The organism is Streptomyces sp. YJ-C3 (genome assembly GCF_053891275.1).
In genome coordinates this window covers 2,274,622-2,294,759 of record NZ_CM132685.1, presented here as the reverse complement: position 1 = coordinate 2,294,759, position 20,138 = coordinate 2,274,622, and the positions used below count along the sequence as shown (strand labels likewise).

The 20,138-nt window shown below is 72.5% G+C and carries 18 protein-coding genes; 6 read left to right on the top strand and 12 right to left on the bottom strand.

The genetic code is table 11. The features are described from left to right. Positions 1–114: 114 nt before the first annotated feature. The 5 genes from argF to ACVHNB_RS10175 form a co-directional block, all read right to left on the bottom strand. On the bottom strand, positions 115–1,131 hold the full coding sequence (gene argF, locus ACVHNB_RS10195) for an ornithine carbamoyltransferase (RefSeq protein ID WP_456227862.1): 1,017 nt from the start codon (positions 1,129–1,131) through the stop codon (positions 115–117). A 120-nt stretch (positions 1,132–1,251) separates the two neighbouring features. Beyond that, complete coding sequence (locus ACVHNB_RS10190; RefSeq protein ID WP_428951710.1) at positions 1,252–2,487, bottom strand: arginine deiminase; 1,236 nt, start codon at positions 2,485–2,487, stop codon at positions 1,252–1,254. 281 nt (positions 2,488–2,768) lie between these two features. Then, the gene (locus tag ACVHNB_RS10185) at positions 2,769–5,321 is read right to left on the bottom strand and encodes a polynucleotide kinase-phosphatase (RefSeq protein WP_456227861.1); all 2,553 of its coding nucleotides are present in this window, start codon (positions 5,319–5,321) and stop codon (positions 2,769–2,771) included. Further along, on the bottom strand, positions 5,318–6,817 hold the full coding sequence (locus ACVHNB_RS10180) for a 3' terminal RNA ribose 2'-O-methyltransferase Hen1 (protein ID WP_456227860.1): 1,500 nt from the start codon (positions 6,815–6,817) through the stop codon (positions 5,318–5,320). The genes ACVHNB_RS10185 and ACVHNB_RS10180 overlap by 4 nt, the downstream gene beginning before the upstream one ends. 102 nt (positions 6,818–6,919) lie before the next feature. Beyond that, a complete protein-coding gene (locus ACVHNB_RS10175) occupies positions 6,920–7,840 on the bottom strand; it encodes an LLM class F420-dependent oxidoreductase (RefSeq protein ID WP_428951713.1) in 921 nt (306 codons plus the stop codon). 247 nt (positions 7,841–8,087) lie between these two features. On the opposite strand from ACVHNB_RS10175, the gene ACVHNB_RS10170 reads away from it, so the two are divergent. Continuing rightward, complete coding sequence (locus tag ACVHNB_RS10170; RefSeq protein ID WP_428951714.1) at positions 8,088–8,276, top strand: hypothetical protein; 189 nt, start codon at positions 8,088–8,090, stop codon at positions 8,274–8,276. A gap of 64 nt (positions 8,277–8,340) precedes the next feature. Here ACVHNB_RS10170 and ACVHNB_RS10165 read toward each other — a convergent pair whose 3' ends face one another. From ACVHNB_RS10165 to ACVHNB_RS10135, 7 genes are all read right to left on the bottom strand, one after another. After that, positions 8,341–8,832: a DUF6099 family protein gene (locus tag ACVHNB_RS10165; protein WP_428951715.1), complete on the bottom strand. Its 492-nt coding sequence runs from the start codon at positions 8,830–8,832 to the stop codon at positions 8,341–8,343. A 193-nt stretch (positions 8,833–9,025) separates the two neighbouring features. Continuing rightward, entirely contained in the window at positions 9,026–9,340 is a 315-nt protein-coding gene (locus ACVHNB_RS10160; protein ID WP_428957509.1) for a nucleotide pyrophosphohydrolase, read from the bottom strand. 95 nt (positions 9,341–9,435) lie between these two features. Beyond that, a complete protein-coding gene (locus ACVHNB_RS10155; protein WP_456227859.1) occupies positions 9,436–10,605 on the bottom strand; it encodes an AAA family ATPase in 1,170 nt (389 codons plus the stop codon). Between the two features lie 102 nt (positions 10,606–10,707). Continuing rightward, positions 10,708–11,094 carry a cell division protein SepF gene (locus ACVHNB_RS10150; protein ID WP_428951717.1) on the bottom strand — a complete coding sequence of 129 codons (387 nt, stop codon included), beginning with the start codon at positions 11,092–11,094 and terminating at the stop codon, positions 10,708–10,710. Positions 11,095–11,189: 95 nt separating this feature from the next. Further along, positions 11,190–12,527, bottom strand: a complete 1,338-nt coding sequence (locus tag ACVHNB_RS10145) for an FtsX-like permease family protein (protein ID WP_456228861.1) — start codon at positions 12,525–12,527, stop codon at positions 11,190–11,192. A gap of 12 nt (positions 12,528–12,539) precedes the next feature. Next, complete coding sequence (locus ACVHNB_RS10140) at positions 12,540–13,364, bottom strand: ABC transporter ATP-binding protein (protein WP_456227858.1); 825 nt, start codon at positions 13,362–13,364, stop codon at positions 12,540–12,542. A 119-nt stretch (positions 13,365–13,483) separates the two neighbouring features. Beyond that, complete coding sequence (locus ACVHNB_RS10135; RefSeq protein WP_456227857.1) at positions 13,484–14,314, bottom strand: ABC transporter ATP-binding protein; 831 nt, start codon at positions 14,312–14,314, stop codon at positions 13,484–13,486. Between the two features lie 180 nt (positions 14,315–14,494). On the opposite strand from ACVHNB_RS10135, the gene ACVHNB_RS10130 reads away from it, so the two are divergent. The 5 genes from ACVHNB_RS10130 (at position 14,495) to ACVHNB_RS10110 (ending at position 20,072) form a co-directional block, all read left to right on the top strand. Beyond that, entirely contained in the window at positions 14,495–16,675 is a 2,181-nt protein-coding gene (locus tag ACVHNB_RS10130) for an MMPL family transporter (protein ID WP_456227856.1), read from the top strand. 4 nt (positions 16,676–16,679) lie between these two features. Continuing rightward, positions 16,680–17,882, top strand: coding sequence for a sensor histidine kinase (locus ACVHNB_RS10125; protein ID WP_456227855.1), 1,203 nt, complete (start codon positions 16,680–16,682; stop codon positions 17,880–17,882). Then, a complete protein-coding gene (locus tag ACVHNB_RS10120) occupies positions 17,879–18,535 on the top strand; it encodes a response regulator (RefSeq protein ID WP_428951722.1) in 657 nt (218 codons plus the stop codon). The genes ACVHNB_RS10125 and ACVHNB_RS10120 overlap by 4 nt, the downstream gene beginning before the upstream one ends. A 68-nt stretch (positions 18,536–18,603) precedes the next feature. Continuing rightward, positions 18,604–19,302 carry a FadR/GntR family transcriptional regulator gene (locus ACVHNB_RS10115; protein ID WP_456227854.1) on the top strand — a complete coding sequence of 233 codons (699 nt, stop codon included), beginning with the start codon at positions 18,604–18,606 and terminating at the stop codon, positions 19,300–19,302. Continuing rightward, positions 19,299–20,072 carry a creatininase family protein gene (locus tag ACVHNB_RS10110; protein ID WP_456227853.1) on the top strand — a complete coding sequence of 258 codons (774 nt, stop codon included), beginning with the start codon at positions 19,299–19,301 and terminating at the stop codon, positions 20,070–20,072. Before ACVHNB_RS10115 ends, ACVHNB_RS10110 begins: the two co-directional genes overlap by 4 nt. Positions 20,073–20,138: the final 66 nt, after the last annotated feature.

The window sequence follows — 20,138 nt, the reverse complement described above, 5'->3', positions numbered from 1 at the left end:
GGGGTGGGCCGCAGGCCGGTGGGGCCGGAGAAGGTGTTCCGGCCCCACCAGTTTGAACGGTTATGAGCGTTTCAGCTGTTTTGTTACTTCTAGTGTTCTGTCACTGGTGTTCTGTCACTTCTGGCCGAGCGTGGCGACCATGACGGCCTTGATGGTGTGCATCCGGTTCTCGGCCTCGTCGAAGACGACGGAGTGCGCCGATTCGAAGACCTCGTCGGTCACCTCGAGGGACTCCAGGCCGTACTTCTCGTGTATCTCACGGCCGACCTTGGTGCCCAGGTCGTGGAAGGCGGGCAGGCAGTGCAAGAACTTGACGTCCGCGTTGCCCGTGGCGCGCAGCACGTCCATGGTCACCGCGTACGGCGTGAGCGACTTGATGCGCTCGTCCCAGACCTCCTCCGGCTCACCCATCGACACCCAGACGTCGGTGACCACGAAGTCGGCGCCCAGGACACCCTCCTCGACGGACTCGGTGAGGGTGATGCGGGCCCCGCTCGCGGCGGCGAGCTCGCGCGCCCGGGCGACGATCTCGTCCGCGGGCCAGTAGGACTTCGGCGCGACGATCCGTACGTCCATGCCCAGCAGGGCGCCGGTGACGAGGTACGAGTTGCCCATGTTGAACCGGGCGTCGCCGAGGTACGCGAAGACGATGTCGGTCAGCGGCTTGGCGCTGTGCTCGGTCATCGTGAGCACGTCGGCGAGCATCTGGGTGGGGTGCCAGTCGTCGGTCAGCCCGTTGTAGACGGGGACGCCCGCGTGGGCGGCGAGCGTCTCGACGGTGTCCTGCGCGTCGCCCCGGAACTCGATGGCGTCGAACATCCGGCCGAGCACCCGGGCGGTGTCCTTCGAGGACTCCTTCTTGCCGATGTGCGAGCCGGCGGGGTCGATGTACGTGGTCGACGCCCCCTGGTCGGCGGCCGCGACCTCGAAGGAGCAGCGGGTGCGGGTCGAGGACTTCTCGAAGATCAGGGCGACGTTCTTCCCGCGCAGGTACTGCGTCTCGGTGCCCGACTTCTTGGCGGCCTTCAGCTCCGCGGCCAGGTCGACCAGGCCGCGGAACTCCTCGGCGGTGAAGTCCACCTCCTTGAGGAAGTGGCGGCCGGTGAGGTCGGGACGCTGGGCTGTCGCCATGGGGCGCTCCTGGGGTACGACGGGGGACGGAACAGGGAAACACTGGAAGTCTATACGACCATCCACATTTCTATACGGTCACGCCGTCGGCGTCACGTCGTCGGCGCCAGGTCGTCGGCGTCAGGTCGTCGGCGTCACCTGGTCCCGCTCGACCGGGCAGCTCATGCACCGGGGCCCGCCGCGCCCCCGGCCCAGCTCGCTGCCGGGGATCTCGATCACCTCGATGCCCTGTTTGCGCAGATAGGTGTTCGTGGTCGCGTTGCGCTCGTAGGCGACCACGACACCCGGCTCCACCGCCAGCACGTTGCACCCGTCGTCCCACTGCTCGCGCTCCGCGGCGTGCACGTCCTGCGTGGCGGTCAGGACCCGGATGCCGCTGAGCCCGAGGGCCGCGGCGATCGCCCGGTGCATGTGCTCCGGCGGATGGTCGGTGACCTTCAGCTCCCTCGGCGAGGTGCCCGGTTCGATGGTGTACGAGCGCAGCATGCCGAGCCCCGCGTACTGCGTGAACGTGTCGCCGTCGACCATCGTCATCACCGTGTCCAGGTGCATGAACGCCCGCCGCTTCGGCATGTCGAGCGCCACGATGGTGCGCGCCGAGCCCGCCGCGAACAGCTTGTGGGCGAGCATCTCCACGGCCTGGGGCGTGGTGCGCTCGCTCATCCCGATCAGGACGGCGCCCTGCCCGATCACGAGCACGTCCCCGCCCTCGATGGTGGACGGGTAGTCGGCCTGCCCCTCGGACCACACGTGGAAGTCCTCGTCGCGGAACAGGGGATGGTGCCGGTAGATCGCCTCGAAGTGCACGGTCTCGCGCTGCCGGGCCGGCCATCGCATGGCGTTGATGGAGACGCCGTCGTAGATCCAGGCCGACGTGTCGCGCGTGAACAGGTGGTTGGGCAGCGGCCCGAGCAGGAAGTCGTCGAGGTCCATGGCATGGAACCGGACGGACGTCGGCTCGGCGTACCCGTCGAGGAACTCCCGCTTGGTCATCCCGCCGATGAGCGCCTCGGCCAGCTCCTGCGCCGGGAGCGTCTCGAAGGCGGCCCGCAGCGGCCCGGTGGCCAGCGGGCCGTACTCCTTCTCGTCGAAGACCCGGTCCAGGACGAGCGAGCGGGCCGCGTCGACCTGGAGCGTCTCGGTGAGCAGATCACCGAAGAGGTGCACGGTGACGCCCCGGTCCCGCAGCACGTCGGCGAACCCGTCGTGCTCCTGCCGGGCGCGCCGCACCCACAGCACGTCGTCGAAGAGGAGCTGGTCCTTGTTGCTGGGCGTGAGCCGCTTCAGCTCCAGATCGGGCCGGTGCAGGATGACCCGGCGCAGCCGCCCGGCCTCGGAGTCGACTTGAAATCCCATGCGTCCATCCTTCCCCGGGGACGACCGCTCTGCGCGGGCCGCTCTGCGCGGGGCGGGCGGATGCGCCTGGGCACCGTTGGGGGGCGGTTCGCGGGCGACTGCGGGTTGCGTCGTGGTTGCTCGCGCAGTTCCCCGCGCCCCTGGAGCATGCGGCTGCGCCGCTGCTCCCTCGATGAGATGCCGCACGCAGTGCGCATCTCAGGGGCGCGGGGAACTGCGCGAGAAGCCCCACCGGACCCGCAGCCGCCGACGCGACCCCACCCGCAACGGCGCGAGGGCGACTACAGACGGGGGTCGACCGGCTCGGACTCCAGCGCCAGCACCGCGAACACGGCCTCGTGCACCCGCCACAACGGCTCCCCGTCCCCGAGCCGCTCCAACGCCTCGAGCCCCAGCCCGTACTCACGGATCGCCAGCGACCGCTTGTGCCCGAGGAACCGGTTCCGCAGCGTGGCCAGGTTCTCCGGCCGCGTGTACTCGGGCCCGTAGATGATCCGGAGGTACTCGCGGCCCCGGCACTTGATGCCGGGCTGCACGAGCCGCCCCTTCTCGTCCCGGACCAGCGCCCCGACCGGCTTGACGACCATGCCCTCGCCGCCGCGCCCGGTCATCTCCAGCCACCAGTCGACACCGGCCCGCACCGACTCCGGGTCACCGGTGTCGACGTACAGGCGCCGCGTCGTCCGCAACAGCCCGCTCCCGTCGTGCTCGACCATCCGGTCGATGAGCGCGAGCTGCTCGTCGTGCGGCAGCGCGGCCAGCGAACGGCCCCGCGCGGCGAGGATCTGGAACGGCGCGAGCCGCACCCCGTCGAGCCCGTCCGTGCTCCAGCAGTAGCGCCGGTACGCGTCCGTGAACGCGGCGGCGTCCGCGGCCCGCTCGCGCTGCCGCTCCAGCAGGTCACCGATGTCGACACCGCGCGCGGCCGCCGTCTCCAGGGCGCCGAGCACCCCGGGGAACGCGGCACCGGAGGCCGCGCCGACCGCCGCGTACTGCGCGCGCAGCAGCCCCGACGCCTTGAGCGACCAGGGCATCAACTCGGTGTCCAGGAGCAGCCAGTCGGTGTCCAGCTCGTCCCACAGCCCGGCCGCGGTGACGGCGGCGCGGACCCGGCCCAGCACGTCCTCGGTGGTCTCCCGGCTGTCGAAGAACGGGCGACCGGTGCGCGTGTACAGCGCCCCCGTGACCGCGTCGCCCTCGACACCGAACCGCTCGCGCGCCGTGTCCGCGTCCTTGCAGACGAGCACCACGGCCCGCGACCCCATGTGCTTCTCCTCGCACACGACCCGGGCCACGCCGTCGGCGGCGTACTGCGCGAAGGCCTCGGCCGGGTGCTCCAGATACCCCTCCACCTCGGACGTCGCGGTCGGCGCCATCGTCGGCGGCAGGTACGGCACCAGGCGCGGGTCGACCGCGAACCGGCTCATGACCTCCAGCGCCGCCGCCGCGTTCTCCTCGCGGACGGCGACCCGGCCGGCGTGCCGGGTCTCCACGGTCCGGCGGCCGTGCACGTCCGCCAGGTCGAGCGGCCGGCCCTCGTGCCCGCCGGGTGCCTCGGACGCGAGCGGCCTGGCCGGCTCGTACCAGACCCGCTCGGCCGGTACGTCGACGAGCTCGCGCTCCGGCCAGCGCAGCGCGGTGAGCTTCCCGCCGAACACGGCGCCGGTGTCGAGACAGATGGTGTTGTTGAGCCAGGTCGCCGTCGGTACCGGGGTGTGGCCGTACACCACCGCCGCCTTGCCGCGGTAGTCCTCCGCCCACGGGTAGCGCACGGGCAGCCCGAACGCGTCGGTCTCCCCGGTCGTGTCCCCGTACAGCGCGTGCGACCGCACCCGGCCCGAGGTCCGCCCGTGGTACTTCTCGGGCAGGCCCGCGTGGCAGACGACGAGCCTGCCGCCGTCGAGCACGTAGTGGCTGACCAGGCCGTGTACGAACTCGCGCACCTCGGTGCGGAACTCCTCGCTCTCCCTGCCCAACTGCTCGACCGTCTCGGCGAGTCCGTGCGTGTGCTGCACGTTCCTGCCCTTGAGCCAGCGCTCCAGCTTGTTCTCGTGGTTGCCGGGCACGCACAGCGCGGTACCGGCCTTCACCATGCCCATGACGCGGCGCAGCACGCCCGGCGTGTCGGGCCCGCGGTCGACGAGGTCGCCGACGAACACGGCGGTGCGCCCCTCGGGGTGCGCGCCGTCCACATAGCCCAACTTGCCGAGCAGCGACTCCAGTTCACTCGCGCAGCCGTGGATGTCGCCGACGATGTCGAACGGCCCGGTGAGGTGGGTGAGGTCGTTGAACCGCTTCTCGCGCACGATGCTCGCGCCCTCGACCTCGGCCACGCCGCGCAGCACGTGCACCTTGCGGAAGCCCTCACGCTCCAAGTGCCGCAGGGAGCGACGCAGTTCGCGGGTGTGCCGGGTGATCACGCGGCGCGGCATCTCGGCGCGGTCGGTGCGGGCCGCGTTCCGCGCGGCGCAGACGTCCTCGGGGACGTCGAGCACGATGGCGATCGGCAGCACGTCGTGCTTCCGCGCCAGGTCGATCAGCCGGCGGCGGCCGTCCTGCTGGACGTTCGTCGCGTCGACGACGGTCAGCCGGCCCGCGGCGAGCCGCTTGCCCGCGACGTAGTGCAGCACGTCGAACGCGTCCCCGCTCGCGCTCTGGTCGTTCTCGTCGTCGGCGACCAGCCCGCGGCAGAAGTCGCTGGAGAGGATCTCGGTGGCCTTGAAGTGGGCCCGCGCGAACGTGGACTTGCCCGAGCCCGACGCGCCGACCAGCACGACGAGGGAGAGGTCGGTGACGGGCAGCGTCCGCCCGCCGGTGTTCTCGGTGATGGTCATGCCGCCTTCTCCTCCTTCTCCGGCTTCTCCGGCTTCTCCGGCTTCTCCTGGGTCGCCCTGTCGGCCAGGGTGAACACGGCCATCTGCGTGGGCGGCCCCACCTCGGGGTCGTCGGGCCCGACCGGCACGTACCGGACCTGGTACCCGTGCCGCCCCGCGACGCGCTCCGCCCAGTCGCAGAACTCCGCCCGGGTCCACTCGAACCGGTGGTCACCGTGCCGGACGTGCCCGGCGGGCAGCGTCTCCCAGCGCACGTTGTACTCGACGTTCGGCGTGGTCACGAGGACCGTACGGGGCCGCGCGGACCCGAACACCGCGTACTCGAGAGCGGGCAGCCGGGGCGGATCGAGGTGCTCGACGACCTCGCTCAGCACCGCCGCGTCGTACCCGCCGAGCCGCTTGTCGGTGTACGCCAGCGACCCCTGGAACAGCTGCACGCGCGCGGCCTGCCGCTCCCCCATCCGGTCCAGCTTGAGCCGGCGGGCGGCGACGGTGAGCGCCCGCACCGAGACGTCCACGCCCACGATCTCCGTGAACCGCACGTCCTTGAGCAGCTCCTGCACCAACTGGCCCTGCCCGCAGCCGAGATCGAGCACGCGGGCCGCACCCGAGGCGCGCAGCGCGTCGAGGATCGCCTCGCGCCGCCGCACGGCCAGCGGCACCGGCCGCTCCTCGGTGTCGCTCCGCTCGTCGACGGCGTTGTCGATCTCCTCGACGTCCGTGTCGTCGGCGTCCGCGAGCCGCACCAGCTCCAGCCGCTCCCGCGCCTGCCGGGTCAGCGCCCAGCGCCGCGCGAGATACCGGCTGGTGATCAGCTGCTGCTCGGGGTGGTCGGCCAGCCACCCCTCCCCCGCGCGCAACAGCTTGTCGACCTCGTCGGCCGACACCCAGTAGTGCTTCGCGTCGTCGAGGACCGGCAGCAGCACGTACAGGTGCCGCAGCGCCTGTGCCAGCCGCAACTCGCCCTCCAGCACGAGCCGTACGAACCGCGACGCCCCCCACTCGGGAAACCGCTCGTCCAGCGGCACCGACTCGGCCTCCACCGTCCAGCCGAGCGGCTCGAACAGCTTCCGTACGAGATCGGGGCCGCCCCGCGCGGGCAGCGCGAGCACCTCGATGCGCAACGGCAGCGCCTCCTCGGCGCGCTCCGGGCGCGCCTTGCAGACTCCGCGCAGCGCGCTGGAGAACACGCTGCTCAGTGCCACGGCGAGCAGCGACGACGCGGCGTAGGGCCGGTCGTTCACATACTGCGCGAGCGCCGCGTCGGGGGCGCCGCCGCGGCCCTTGCCCTTGCCGCGACGGACCAGCGCCACCGGATCGACCTCCAGGAGCAGCGCGGCCGTGCACCGCTCCGCGCTCGCCTCGGGGTAGAGGACGTGCGCGGTGCCGTAGGAGGTGGAGAACGCCTGCGCGCTCTCGGGATGCTTGTGCAGCAGGAACCCGAGGTCGGTCGCGGGGCGGTCCGGGGTGCCGGTGGTGCCGATCGTCAGAAACACACGGCCGAGTCTCCCCCGCCGCACAGCCTCCGGCCAGCGAGTTTCGCCGCCCCGACCGGGGACCTCGGGCCTCAGGGGTCCGGGACCTCGGTCCCTGCCGCCCTACAGCTGCGACTGCACCTGCGAGGAGATCAGCTCCAGGTGGTCGAGGTCGTCGAGGTCGAGGATCTGCAGGTAGACGCGCTGCGAGCCGACCGCCGCGTACCGGCCGAGCTTGTCGACGACCTCGGCCGGCGAGCCCGCGAGCCCGTTGGCCTTCAGCTCCTCGACGTCCCGGCCGATCACCTCCGCCCGGCGCTTCACCTCGTCGTCGTCCTTGCCGACACACACCACCAGCGCGTTCGAGTACACCAGGTCGCCGCCCGCGCGCCCGGCCTGCTCGGCGGCCGCCCGCACCCGGCCGAACTGCCGCTCGCTGTCCTCGACCGACGCGAACGGGATGTTGAACTCGTCCGCGTACCGCGCGGCCAGCCGCGGCGTGCGCGTCGCCCCGTGCCCGCCGATCAGCACCGGCACCTTGGACTGCGCCGGCTTGGGCAGCGCCGGCGAGTCGGTGAGCTGGTAGTACGTGCCGTCATAGCTGAACGTGGAGCCGATCTCGGTGGACCACAGCCCGGTGACGATCGCCAGCTGCTCCTCCAGGCGGCCGAACTTCTCCTTCGGGAACGGGATCCCGTACGCCTTGTGCTCCTCCTCGAACCAGCCCGCGCCGAGGCCGAGTTCGACCCGGCCGCCCGACATCTGGTCGACCTGCGCCACCTGGATCGCGAGGACACCGGGCAACCGGAAGGTGCCCGCGGTCATCAGCGTGCCGAGCCGGATCCGCCGGGTCTCCCGGGCGAGACCGGCGAGGGTGACCCAGGCGTCCGTCGGGCCGGGCAGCCCGTCGGAGGAACCCATGCGCAGGTAGTGGTCCGAGCGGAAGAAGGCGTCGAAACCGAGGTCCTCGGTCGCCTTGGCCACGGTCAGGAGCGTGTCGTAGGTGGCCCCTTGCTGGGGCTCCGTGAAGATTCGAAGATCCATGCCTCCATCCTGCACGGTCGACCGTGCGTCAACCCCACTGGTCCCGCCGGTCCTCCGCCCCCACGGTCGGGTGAAAATGCGTCAACTCGGTGCGCGGTCCGGGGCCGGCGCAGTGACCAGGCACCTCGCATGATCGTTGGCTCGGACGGAGCCGGACCGCCCGGCACCCGCGCCGGCGGTCGCTGCCGGGCGTCACTTGCGTCAGCTGCCCGTCCCTCACGGGAGGGCAAAGGCCGAGGAGGCCGTCATGTCCCAGGAAGCCGTGCCCGAACAGGCCGAGCACGAGACCACCGTGCCGGAGCAGCAAGGTGCACCCAAGGGTCTGCTGCAGCAGATGGAAGAGCTGATGGCGGCGCTCAACGCCGACCTGTCGCAGCTCGACGCCGACCTCCAGCAGTCCCCCGGCACCTCGCGTCCGCGCCCCGAGGACGCCTGACGCCGCCCTGCCGGAAGAGTCGCTGCGCTCCCCCGCCACCGTGCCGGGAGCGCCGCGCCGTCGGTCAGGCCGCCGAGTCCGAACCGGGCTCCGGTTCAGGCCTGCGCGGGCGGCTGTCCCATTCCGGAAGGCGCCGGAGTATCTCCAGGACGTGGTCCCGGGACTCGTCCGCCGCGTCGATCGCCTCCATGCACTGCCAGTAGGCCCCCTCCTCGAAGGACGCGCTCGCCACGGCGACGAGCGAGATGCCGACATCGCCGAGCAGCGCGCCGAGCTCGCGCAACGCCCCGTGCGCATCGCCCAGTTCGGTCAGCTGCGCCGCCCGTATCCCCCCGGCGCCCACCACCGGGACCGCCGAGCCGCCGCTGCCGCGCGCGCCGGCCTCCGTCAGGGCACGTGCCTCGCCCCGTAATTCCGGGGGCCCCAGCACCGCGAGCCGGCTGCCGATCGCCTGGGCGAGCGCCTGCGCCTGCCACGCCTCTCTCATGATGTCCGGCGCGTCCTGACACTCTGCCAGGGCTCGCCGGCCGACCCCGATGAGCCGCACCGCATCCATCCGCGTCCCCGTCCGTCACGCCCGAACTCCTTTGTTCACTACCCAGAGTGAGGGCGCGCGAGACGAAAAGCCAGAGGAAGCCCGAAATCTGTGGACACGGAATCCCCTGTGGATATTTCTATGACTCCGGAGAGTGACATGGGGAGTGGTATGTGTCGGCTGTGGGCCGTCGAGGACCGGGGAGCGCGCGGGTCTACGCGCCTTGCACCGGGAACCGGCTCTCGTTGCGGTCGATCTTCGCCGCGAGCGCGGCCAGCGCGTCGATGCCGAGCACCTCGCACAGCTGCAGCAGATACGCGAGGACGTCGGCCACCTCGTCCTCGACCCGGTGCGCCGACTGCGGGTCGTCCATCACCCGGGCCGACTGCTCGGGGGTCAGCCACTGGAAGATCTCGACCAGTTCGGACGCCTCGACGCTGAGCGCCGCGGCCAGGTTCTTCGGGGTGTGGAAGGGCCCCCAGTCGCGGGCGGCGGCGAAGTCCGCGAGCCGGGCCTGGAGGCCCGCCACGTCGAGGGGCCGCGGCTGTCCCGCCGGGCCGGTCGGGCCGGCGGGAGCTGCGCCGGTGGGGCCGGCCGGGCCGGTCGTGTCGTCGGTTCCGTTTGTCACGGCTTCAGGTCTACCACCGTCGCGCCGTGTGCCCGCGCCGCCCGGGACGCGGGGCCGTCCTCGCCCACCGCCGCGACGAGCCGGATGTGCCCGCGGGCGCACATCCGGCCCGCCAGCGCGACGAGTTCGGCGCTCTGTGCCGGGTCGAGCCCGCGGTCGAGGCCGTCCGCGAGGACGGTGAGGCTCTGGTACGCCTCGGGCACCTCGGCCGCCGGGTCGACCTCCAGCACGCGGGGCCCGGTGAGCAGGACGAGGGCGAGGGCCAGATATCTCAACTCGCCGTCCGCGAGCCGCCCGACGGGGGTGCCCGGTCCGTCGCCGCGATCGATGACGGCACGGACGGAGCCGTCCGCGACGTGCTCGGCGAACACGTCCGCCACCGGACCCGCGAGGCCCGCCCGGGCAGCGGCGACGAGGAGGGAGTGCCGGGTGCCGCACTCGGCGCGGGTGCGGCGCAGCACCGCCGCGAGGTTGTCGCAGCCCCCGAGCAGCCGGTCGGTGTTCACCGGCACCGGGGCGCGCATCCGGGCCGGGTGCGGGTCGCAGGCGAACGTCGAGCGCAGCCCGACCACGGCCTGCTCGGCGGCGGCGAGGACCCGGCGCTGCCCTTCCGTCCGGCCGGCGACGCGCAGGGGGAGCAGCGCGGTGCCGAGCAGGTCGTCGGGGAGCGGGGCGCGGGTCACGGGGACAGATCCGGCGGTGTGCCAGGCGGCCTGGACGTCGCGCCGGCCGGGATCGCGCAGCGCGGTCTCGAGATAGGTGATGCCGGGCCCGGTCAGCCGCTCGCCCACGACGCGCAGTTCGGGCTCGGCCTGGACCGCGAGGTCGAGGTGGACGGGTCCGGCCGGCCCCTCGACGGTGCAGCCGATGCGGAAGCCGCGGCGGCGCTGGGCATCGGGCCTCGCGCGTTCGGGGACGTACGCCCGCGGGTCGGGGAACACCTCGGCGAGGCTCGCTCCGCCGCCGAGCCGGGCGAGCGCCTCCAGGGCCCGCAGCGTGCTGGTCTTGCCGCTGCCGCTGGGCCCGGTCAGCACGGTGAAGGGGCCGAGGGGGACGGTGACGCCGCGGTGGCGGCCGAAGGCCGAGAGCCGGAGCTCGGTCACGCGCGGGCGGTCCGGGGACGCGCCCGGGGCTAACGGGGGCGCGCCCCGGTGGAGCACGGTCATGCGGCGAACGTAGGCCGCCCGCCGCACGCAGAACCGTTCATCCCCGGTGACCTTCCTACGATCGGGGGACTATGCCCTCCGGGCTTGCCACCGGAACCCCGGTCAGGAGAGGGCGCCGGCGCCCGCCACCAGGCCCTGGACCTCCGTGCCCGGAGGGGCCAGGAGGAAGACGTTGCGGTCGACGCGGTGCATGCCGCAGCCGAGGCCGAGGACGACGCCGCTGCTGAAGTCCAGGACCCGCTTGGCCACTTCGCTCTCGGCGCCCGACAGGTCGAGCAGGACCGGGATGCCGGCCATCACGGTCTCGGCGACGTCGCGCGCGTCGCCGAAGACATTGACCCGCAGGACCACGAAGCGGCGGCGCGGTTCGGTGTCCGCGGCGGGGATCGCCCGGTGGTCGATCGCCGACGGCCACTCGTTGCGGCTGCGCAGCGGTACGACCTGGGCGAGCCCTTCCCACTGTTCATCGGTGACGTCGTGGCTGTTCACTGCCCCCACCCCGTCCGGGCTCGCACTGTTGTCTGCACCGCCCAATTCTTACGCCATGTCACCCGTTCAGCCCAACACCGACACGGACCGGAGTCTCATGCGGCCAATGACACGGCCTCCACCGCCGGCACCCGGACGCCGCGCCGCGCGGTGGCCAGGCTCGTGACCAGGGTGGCCGCGGCTGCTGTGGCCACCACCGTGATCCAGATGCCGAGGCCCCGTTCGGGCAGCAGCCCGTCGGTGCGCACGACGGTGAACGGGAGGATGCCGGCGAGCGCCGCGAGTGTGCCGAAGAACACTCCGGTGACGGTCAGGACGACGCCTTCCAGCGCGACGGTTCCCAGCACCTGGGCGGGGGTCGCGCCGGCCAGGCGCTGCTGGCCGAACTCGCGGACGCGGTAGGCCGTGGCGGCGTAAAGGGAGTTGATCAGCATGATGCAGGCGAACACGACGATGATGCCGACCACGGTGAGGTTGAGCGTCTCCAGGTTCTTGTCCTCGACCGATGTGGTCAGTCCGGAGGCCTTGATCGCGTCGTTCTCGACGGCCTGCATGTACAGCGTCGCGGTGGCCATGCCGGTGAAGAGGATCAACGGCATGAGGATGCCGGAGAGTTCGGGGGCGCGGCGGCGCATGTTCCGCACGGTCAGGTATCCGCTGACCCCGGTGAGGGCCGTGAGCAGGGGGTCGAGGCGGCCCAGGACGGTGCGCAGCAGGCTCGTCGAGACGAGGGCGAGGCCGACCGAGAGGAGGATCGCGCCGTAGGCGGGTGCCGCCATCAGCGCGGCGTCGGTGGACTTCATGGCGAAGGTGCTGCACACGGCGAGCGCGCCGACGAGCAGGGCCGCCCAGGATGCGAACTTCCGCGCGCGGAGGCCCTGGTGGCGTACTCCTGCGGTTGCCTTCGTGGCGCGGCGCACGGCGAGGAACGCCGCGCCGGCCGCCGCGAGGAGCGTGACGTCGATGCCGGAAAGGAGGGCGATCGGGCCGAAGGAGTAGTCGACGGAGTCGGCGACCTGGCCGCTGTCCTTGAACACGTCGAGCAGGACGGATCCGCCGAGCACGGCGGGGCCGATCGCGAGGAGCGCGCCCACGAACGCGACGGCCACGGACTCGCCGACGACCATGCGCTTGATCTGGGCGGGAGTCGCGCCGCTGGTGCGCAACAGGCCGATCTCCTCGGTGCGTTGACGGACGTTGACCGTGAGGGTCGACGCGATCGCGAAGAAGACGAGGAGGGTGCCGTAGCCGCCGACGACGCTCGCCGCGGTGGTGAGCGTGTCGGCACTGACCTGGTCGACGCCGTCGGCGCCGGCCGTGTCGTGCATCGAGTTGAACGTCATGATGACGGCCGCGCCGAGGAACGCGGACAGGAGGGTCGCGAGGAAGCGGCCGGGGCGCTGCCGTACGGAGCGTGCCGCGAGTCCGAGCATCGTGAACATGGCTCATGCCTCCAGGAGCGTGTCGTCGCCGAGGTGGGCGAGGCGCTCGGCGACCTGGTCGGCCGTCGGGGCGGTCGTCCGGCCGGCGAGGCGGCCGTCCGCGAGGAACTGCACGGCGTCCGCGTAGGACGCCGCGACCGGGTCGTGCGTCACCATCACCACGGTCCTGCCGTGCACCCGCACCGCCTCCTGGAGCAGCCGCAGCACGTCGCGGGCGCTGCGGGTGTCGAGGGCGCCGGTCGGCTCGTCCGCGAAGATCACGGAGGGTTCGGTGACCAGCGCGCGGGCGATGGCGACGCGCTGGCGCTGGCCGCCGGAGAGCTGGTCGGGGGTGTGCCCGAGCCGGTCGCCGAGGCCGACGTCCGCGAGGATCTGCTCGACCCTGGCCCGGTGGACGCGCCGCCCGGCGAGCCGCAGCGGCAGGACGGTGTTCTGCGCGACGGTGAGCGTCGGCAGCAGGTTGTACTGCTGGAAGACGAAGCCGATGCGGGTGCGGCGGAACTTGGTGAGCGCGGCCTCGCCGCGGGCCGGGCCGGGGCCGCCGGTCATCTCCTCGCCGTCGACCACGACGAGGCCGCTGTCGGGGCGGTCGAGTCCCGCCGCGCAGTGCAGCAGGGTCGACTTGCCGGAGCCGGAGGGGCCCATCACGGCCGTGAAGCTGCCGGTGGGCAGGCTGAGGGTGATGTCGTCGAGCGCCCTGACCTGCGTGCCGCGGGCGGCGCCCGCGCCGTCGTCCGTCGCGCCGTACGTCTTGGTGACCTTGACGAGGCGGAGCGCCTCACCGCGGCCGTGCTCGGCTGTCCGTCCGTGCTGTGCGTCGTGTCGCATGACCGCCCGTCCCCTCGTCCGGCGCCCGGTGCGCCTCGTCCACGACGCTACGGACGGCGGGCGCGCGGGACATGGGGCGTACGGCCCGGACCTGGGGTGTCGTCAGGTACACCCCGGAACTACAGGTGACCGCCCGAGCGGGCGAGCCAGCGGCCGGCGTGCCGGGTGACCTCGATGGGGCGGCCGAAGCAGGCCGTCATGCGCGCGGCCGTCAGGACCTCGTCGACGTGGCCGCGGGCGAGGACGCGGCCGTCGCGCAGGAGCAGGGCGTGGCTGATCGCCGGGGAGAGCTCCTCCAGGTGGTGGGTCACGGTCACGGTGGCCAGTTCCGGCCGGTTCACGGCCAGTTGGCGCATGGTGTCGATGAGGTCCTCGCGCGAGGGCAGGTCGAGTGCGTTGAAGGGCTCGTCGAGCAGCAGCAGCGCCGGGTTCGCCATGAGGGCGCGGGCGATGAGGATGCGGGCGCGCTGGCCGCCGGAGCAGACGCCGTACTCGCGGTCGGCGAGGTCCTTGATCTGGAGTTCGGCGAGCAGTTCGTGGGCGCGCTCGCGCACCTCGGCGTCGTAGGACTTCCACAGCGGCTGGACGGTGCCGGTGTGGCCGGTGAGGACGACGGTGTGTCCGGTGAGGTCCTGCGGGACCCGCTGGGAGGTGGAGACGTGGCCGATGTGGGCGCGCAGTTCGCGCACGTCGACGCGGCCGAGTCGGTGGCCGAGGACCTCGACGGTGCCGGTGGTGGGGAAGGTGGTGGCGCCGACCAGGCGCAGGATGCTGGTCTTGCCCGCGCCGTTGGGGCCGAGCAGCGCCCAGTGCTCGCCGGAGCGGACGGTCCAGTCGATGCCGTCGAGGATGATCTGGCCGGTGGTGTAGCGGCGCATGCTCGCGCCGTCGAGGGCGGCCACGACGCGCCCGCCGCCCGCGCTCTTCGCCTGCTCGTCCGTGCCGCTCATGGCGCCTCCCGCTTCGTCGCGTACCGGACGGAGAGTAGCTGTAGGCGGCATTTATCCGCGGGCGCGTCCGAGTCGTGGACGGGCCGGCCGCCGCGGGGCCGGGGTCCACCGACCGGTGGACCCCGGGTTCAACCGGTCGCCGCTGTCGTCGGCACCTCCCTCGCGACCAGCATGGACGTCATGACCAACTACCCCGTACGCATGGCTCGTTGGAGCGCCGGACACCCCTGGCGGGCGATCACCGGATGGTTCCTCTTCGTCGTTCTCTGTCTCGGTGCCGGAATCGCCGTCGGCTCGAACCCCGCCACGTCGGCGGACTTCGGTGTCGGCGAGGCCGGGCGCGGTGAGGCGATCGCCCGGGACGGCGGGCTCGCGCAGCGGCCCGTCGAGCGAGTGCTGATCGAAGCCCGCTCGGACGGCGCCCGGCCGGCGCGCGACGAGGGCGGCGCCGTCGCCCGTGAGGTCGCGGAGCGGATGCGCGCCCTGCCCGAGGTGCGGTCCGTGGCCGCGCCCGTGTGGTCGGAGGACGGCCGGGCGGTGCGCGTCGACGTCACCATGAAGGGCGCCGAGCTCGACGGCAAGAAGCACGTCGACCCGCTGCGGGCGCAGACCGCCGCGGTGCAGAAGGCACATCCCGGGCTGCGCGTGGAGGAGACCGGCGGCCCGTCCATCAGCCAGGGCGTGGACAAGCTGCGCGGCAGCGATCTGTCCCGTACGGAGATGATCGCGCTGCCGATCACCCTGCTGACGCTGCTGTTCGTGTTCCGGTCCGTGGCGATGGCGACCGTGCCGCTGCTGCTCGCGCTCACCTCGATCGTCGCGTCCGTGGGCCTGTCCATGCTGGCCTCGCACGTCTTCCCCGACGCGGGCGTCGGCACGAACATCATCCTGCTGATCGGGCTGGCCGTCGGCGTCGACTACACACTGTTCTATCTGAAGCGCGAACGGGAGGAACGGGCGCGCGCCGCAGGGAAGTTGAGCCCGCAGGCGCTGGTGGAGCTGGCCGCCGTCACGTCGGGCCGGGCCGTGGTCCTCTCCGGTCTCGCGGTCGCCGTCTCCAGCGCGACGCTCTACCTCGCCGACGACGTGATCTTCTCCTCGATCGCCACCGCGGCGATCGTGGTGACCCTGGTGGCCGTGGTCAGCTCGCTGACGGTGCTGCCCGCGCTGCTCGTCAGGACCGGGGCGCGGGCCGAGCGCCGGGCGGCCCGCCGCGGGAAGCGCCCCGCCGCCGCGAAGCCCGTACGCCACAACGCCCTGCTGCGGCTCACCGCCCGCCGCCCCGCCGCCGTACTGACGGTCGCGGTCGTGGCCCTGCTCGCCCTGGCGGCGCCGATGCTCGGCATGAAGCTGACCGACATGGGGCGCGAGACGCATTCGCGGCAGGTGCAGTCGATGCCCGCCTTCGACCGGCTCAACGCGGCGTTCCCCGAGGTCAAGGCCTCGCACCAGGTCGTCGTACGGGCCGATGCCGACCGGTCGGACGAGGTGACGCGCGCGCTGCGCGAGCTCGGCGCGACCGCCACCGGGGACGATCCGGCGCTGGCCGGCACCTACACCGTGCGCACCTCCGCCGACCGCCGTGTCAGCTCGCTCGACCTGCCGGTGCCGCACTACGTCAGCACGGCGCCCGCGCAGGACTCCCTGGAACGACTGCGGGACCGCTATCTGCCGGACACGGTGGGCACGTTGACCGGTGACATCGACTCCGCGGTGACCGGGGACGTGGCCCGCTACGCCGACTATCCCGAGCACCAGAAGCAGAAGCTTCCGCTGATCATCGGGGCGCTGCTGCTCGTGACGTTCGCGATGACCGTGTGGGCGTTCCGCTCGGTGGTGCTCGGCCTGATCGGCGTCGTGCTCAACCTGCTGTCCGCCGCGGCGTCGCTCGGCGTGCTGACCCTGGTGTTCCAGGGGAGCTGGGCCGAGGGACCGCTCGACTTCACCTCGACCGGGACGATCGGTTCGCGGGTGCCGCTGTTCCTCTTCGTGATCCTGTTCGGCCTGTCGATGGACTACCAGGTGTTCGTGATCAGCCGGATCAGGGAGGCCGTGCTGCGCGGGACGCCGACGCGGCAGGCGGTGCTCGACGGGGTCGGCAGCTCGGCCGGGGTGGTGACCAGCGCGGCCTTCGTGATGGTGACGGTGTTCGCCAGCTTCGTGTCGCTGCACTTCATCGAGATGAAGCAGATCGGCTTCAGCCTGGCGGTGGCGGTGCTGCTCGACGCGTTCGTCATCCGGGTGCTGATCCTGCCCGCGCTCATGCTGCTGCTGGGCGAGGCGAGTTGGTGGCCCGCCCGCCGCCGGGACCGGGAGCCGAGCGGAACCCCGGCGGACCGGATCATGGCGAACGTAGGCTGATCCGATGTTGCAACGACCGCGGCGCGGCGACCCGTTCTGGATCTGGTTCCTGCACTCGTGGGATCTGTTCTCCTGGGCGATCATCGGCCTGCTGGCCCTGATCACGGTCCTGCACGACGCACCCGCCGGACAGCGGTACGGGTCGCTCGCGCTGATGGCCGTGCTCGGCTGCGGCAACGCGGCGGTCCGCCGTTGGGGCCGCGACGGGGCGGCCGGCGGGTACGCCTACCTCGGCCTGCTGATCCCCGTCCTCGGGCTGCTGGCCTATCTGCGCGACGGCTTCGGGGTGCTGTTCACCGTGACGCTGGGCCAGTTCGTGGTGTACGCGGACAGCCGGCGCGGCGCGCTGGTCGGCAGCGGCCTGGGTGCGCTCGCCATCACGCTCGGCGCTGTGCTGCGGGAGGGCTGGCGGGTGGAGGAGCTGACCCGCAACACCGTCTCCAGCCTCGCGGTGTACGTGGTGGGCGCGCTGGTCGTGACGCTGACCCCGCGGGCCCTGGAGCTGCGTGACGAGCGGGCCAGGCTGCGGGACGAACTGGCCAGCACGCAGGTGGAGTTGAGCGAGGCGCTGCGCCGCGAGGGAGCGGCCACCGAACGCTCCAGGCTGGCCCGGGAGATCCACGACACCCTCGCGCAGGGCTTCGCCTCCATCGTGGTCCTGGCGGAGGCGGCGCGCGCCGGCCTGGACGTCGATCCGGTCCGCACCGCACAGCAGTTGACGTCCATCGAGCAGACGGCGCGGGAGAATCTCGCGGAGGCGCGTGCGCTGGTCGGCGCGACACCGCCGCCGGGCGGCGCGGTGCAGGGGTCGGTGTCGACGACGCTGCGCCGCACCCTGGACCGGTTCGCCGAGGACACCGGGACAGCGGTGGACGCGGAGCTGGCGGACGTCGACTGCGATCAGCAGACCCGGATCGCGCTGCTGCGCTGCACCCAGGAGTCACTCGCCAACGTCCGCAAGCACGCCGCCGCCTCGACGGTCGTCGTGGTCCTCGCCCAGGGCCCGGGCGTCGTCGATCTGGAGATCACGGACGACGGCCGGGGTTTCGACGTGGCCGCCGCCCGCGGCTTCGGTCTCGACGGCATGCGCAAGCGGCTCGACGAGCTCGGCGGCGAGCTGACCGTCACCAGCTCGCTCGGCGACGGCACCCTCGTCCGCGCGTCCCTGCCCCTCGTCACCGACGTTCCCCTTCAGGAGTCCGTATGACCAGCCAGGACCAGCGCCTTCTGCGGGTCGTCGTGGTCGACGACCACACCGTGATGCGGGCCGGCGTGCTCGCACTGCTCGCGCCGGATCCCGGCATCGAGGTCGTCGGGGAGGCGGACGACGGGGGCGCGGGCGTGACGCTGGTCGAGGAACTCAGCCCCGATGTCGCCCTGTTGGACCTGCGGATGCCGGTCCTCGACGGGGTCGAGGCGACCCGGCGGATCGTCGCGGGCCCGAGCGGCACCCGCGTCCTGATCCTGACCACGTACGACACGGACACCGAGATCGAGCGTGCGGTGGAGGCCGGGGCGATCGGCTACCTCCTCAAGGACACCTCGCGTGAGCAGCTGGTCGACGCGATCCGTTCCGCGGCCCGCGGTGAGACGGTGCTCGCCCCGCGCGTCGCGCAGAAGCTCGTCGCGAAGATGCGCCGCCCGGTGCAGACGGCGCTCACCGCGCGCGAGGTGGACGTCCTGACGGCGGTGGCCGACGGGCTGTCCAACGCCGACATCGGCAAGCGGCTGGTGATCGGCGAGGCGACCGTGAAGACCCATCTGCTGCGGGTCTTCGCGAAGTTGGACGTCAGCGACCGGACCAGGGCGGTGGTCGTGGCGATGGAGCGCGGCCTGCTGGAGCGGCCCGGCGAGGCCTGAGGCCGCCCGGGGAACGGCTTCGTGCACGACCGTTGACACTCTCAGAGATCAAGTGATCTATTCACTTTATGAGTTACGCGGATCAGCCGTCCCTGTCCGAACGCCTCGCGGACGACATAGTCGAGATCATCCGTACCGAGCGGCTCTCCCCCGGTGACGCCCTGGCCTCCTCGCGCGAGCTGGCCCGACGCTTCGAGGTGACGACACCGACCGTGCGGGAGGCACTGCGCCGTCTGGAGGCGACGCAGGTCGTGGAGTTCCGGCACGGCTCGGGCACCTACGTCGGGCCGGGCATCGAGCGGCGCCTGCTCGCCAACCCCCATCTGCCGCGCAGCACCCGGCAGTCCGTGCTGGAACTCGTCGAGGCCCGGCTCGTCGTGGAGCCGGCCGTCGCCGCCGAGGCGGCCCGGGTCCGGCTCCCCCAGGGCCTGGAGCATTTGACGTACGCGGCGGCCAACGCCCTGTTCCCGCCGGAGGAGTCGGTGCGCCGCTCCGTGCACTTCCATGTCGCGCTGGCCGCGTCGAGCGGGAACGCGCTGCTGAAGGAGACCGTCGAGGCGCTGCTCCAGGTCCGCGCCCGCGACCAGATCGAGATCCGGCACCGGTACAACGACCGGGAGCGCGACCACGCCGAGCACCTGCTCATCCTCGAAGCAGTGCGGGACGGCGACGCGGACGCCGCCGAGCGCATCACGCGCGAGCACCTCGGGGCGATCCGGGACGCCGTGCTGGCCGCCGATCTCCCCGCCGGGGGTGAGCTGTCGTGAGCGCCGACGTGCCGCTCAGGCTGGCCGAGTTGACGACCGAGGAGGCCGCCGACGCCGTCACCGCGGCACCCGTCGTGATCATTCCCGCCGGGGCGTTCGAGCAGCACGGGCCCGGCCTGCCGATCGCCACGGACACCGTGCGCGCCGAGCGGATCGCGGAGCTGGTCGCCGTCCGGCTCGCCGGGCGGGTGGTGCTCGGGCCGCCGCTGCCGGTCGGGGTGTCGCCGCACCACATGGCGTTCGCCGGGACCGTGACGCTGACGACGTCGACGTTCGCGGCCGTGGTGCGCGAGTACGTGGCGAGTCTGCGCCGGCACGGCTGGCGGCGGTTCCTCGTGCTGACCGGGCACGGCGGGAACAACGCGGCGCTCACCACGGTCGCGCAGGATCTCCTGGTCGCGGATCCCGAGGTGCGGTTCGCCTGGTCGCCGGTGACCGCGCTGGCCTCCGGCGTGGTGGCGGGGATGGGGGTGAGCGAGGTGCACGGGCACAGCGGGGAGGCGGAGACGGCCCAAATGCTGTACCTGGCACCAGAGTTGGTGCGCACCGATCGGCTCAGGCCGGGGACCACGTCGCGGGACGGACTGAAGCCCGAGGCCAGGCTGGCCCGTACGTTCGCTCAGCCCTCCCTGACCCTGCCGTACGACGAGTTGAGCGCCAATGGCGTGCTCGGTGATCCGACACGGGTGACCGCGGACGACGGGCGGGCCGTCGTGGACGCGGTCGTCGAGCGTGTGTGTGCGTTTGTCGAGGAGTGGCTCGACATCTAGTGGCCGCTCCCCGTCCGCGGGCCGCCTGCGCCGGTCGCGCCCGCGCGACGGAGCCGCCCATCGAAA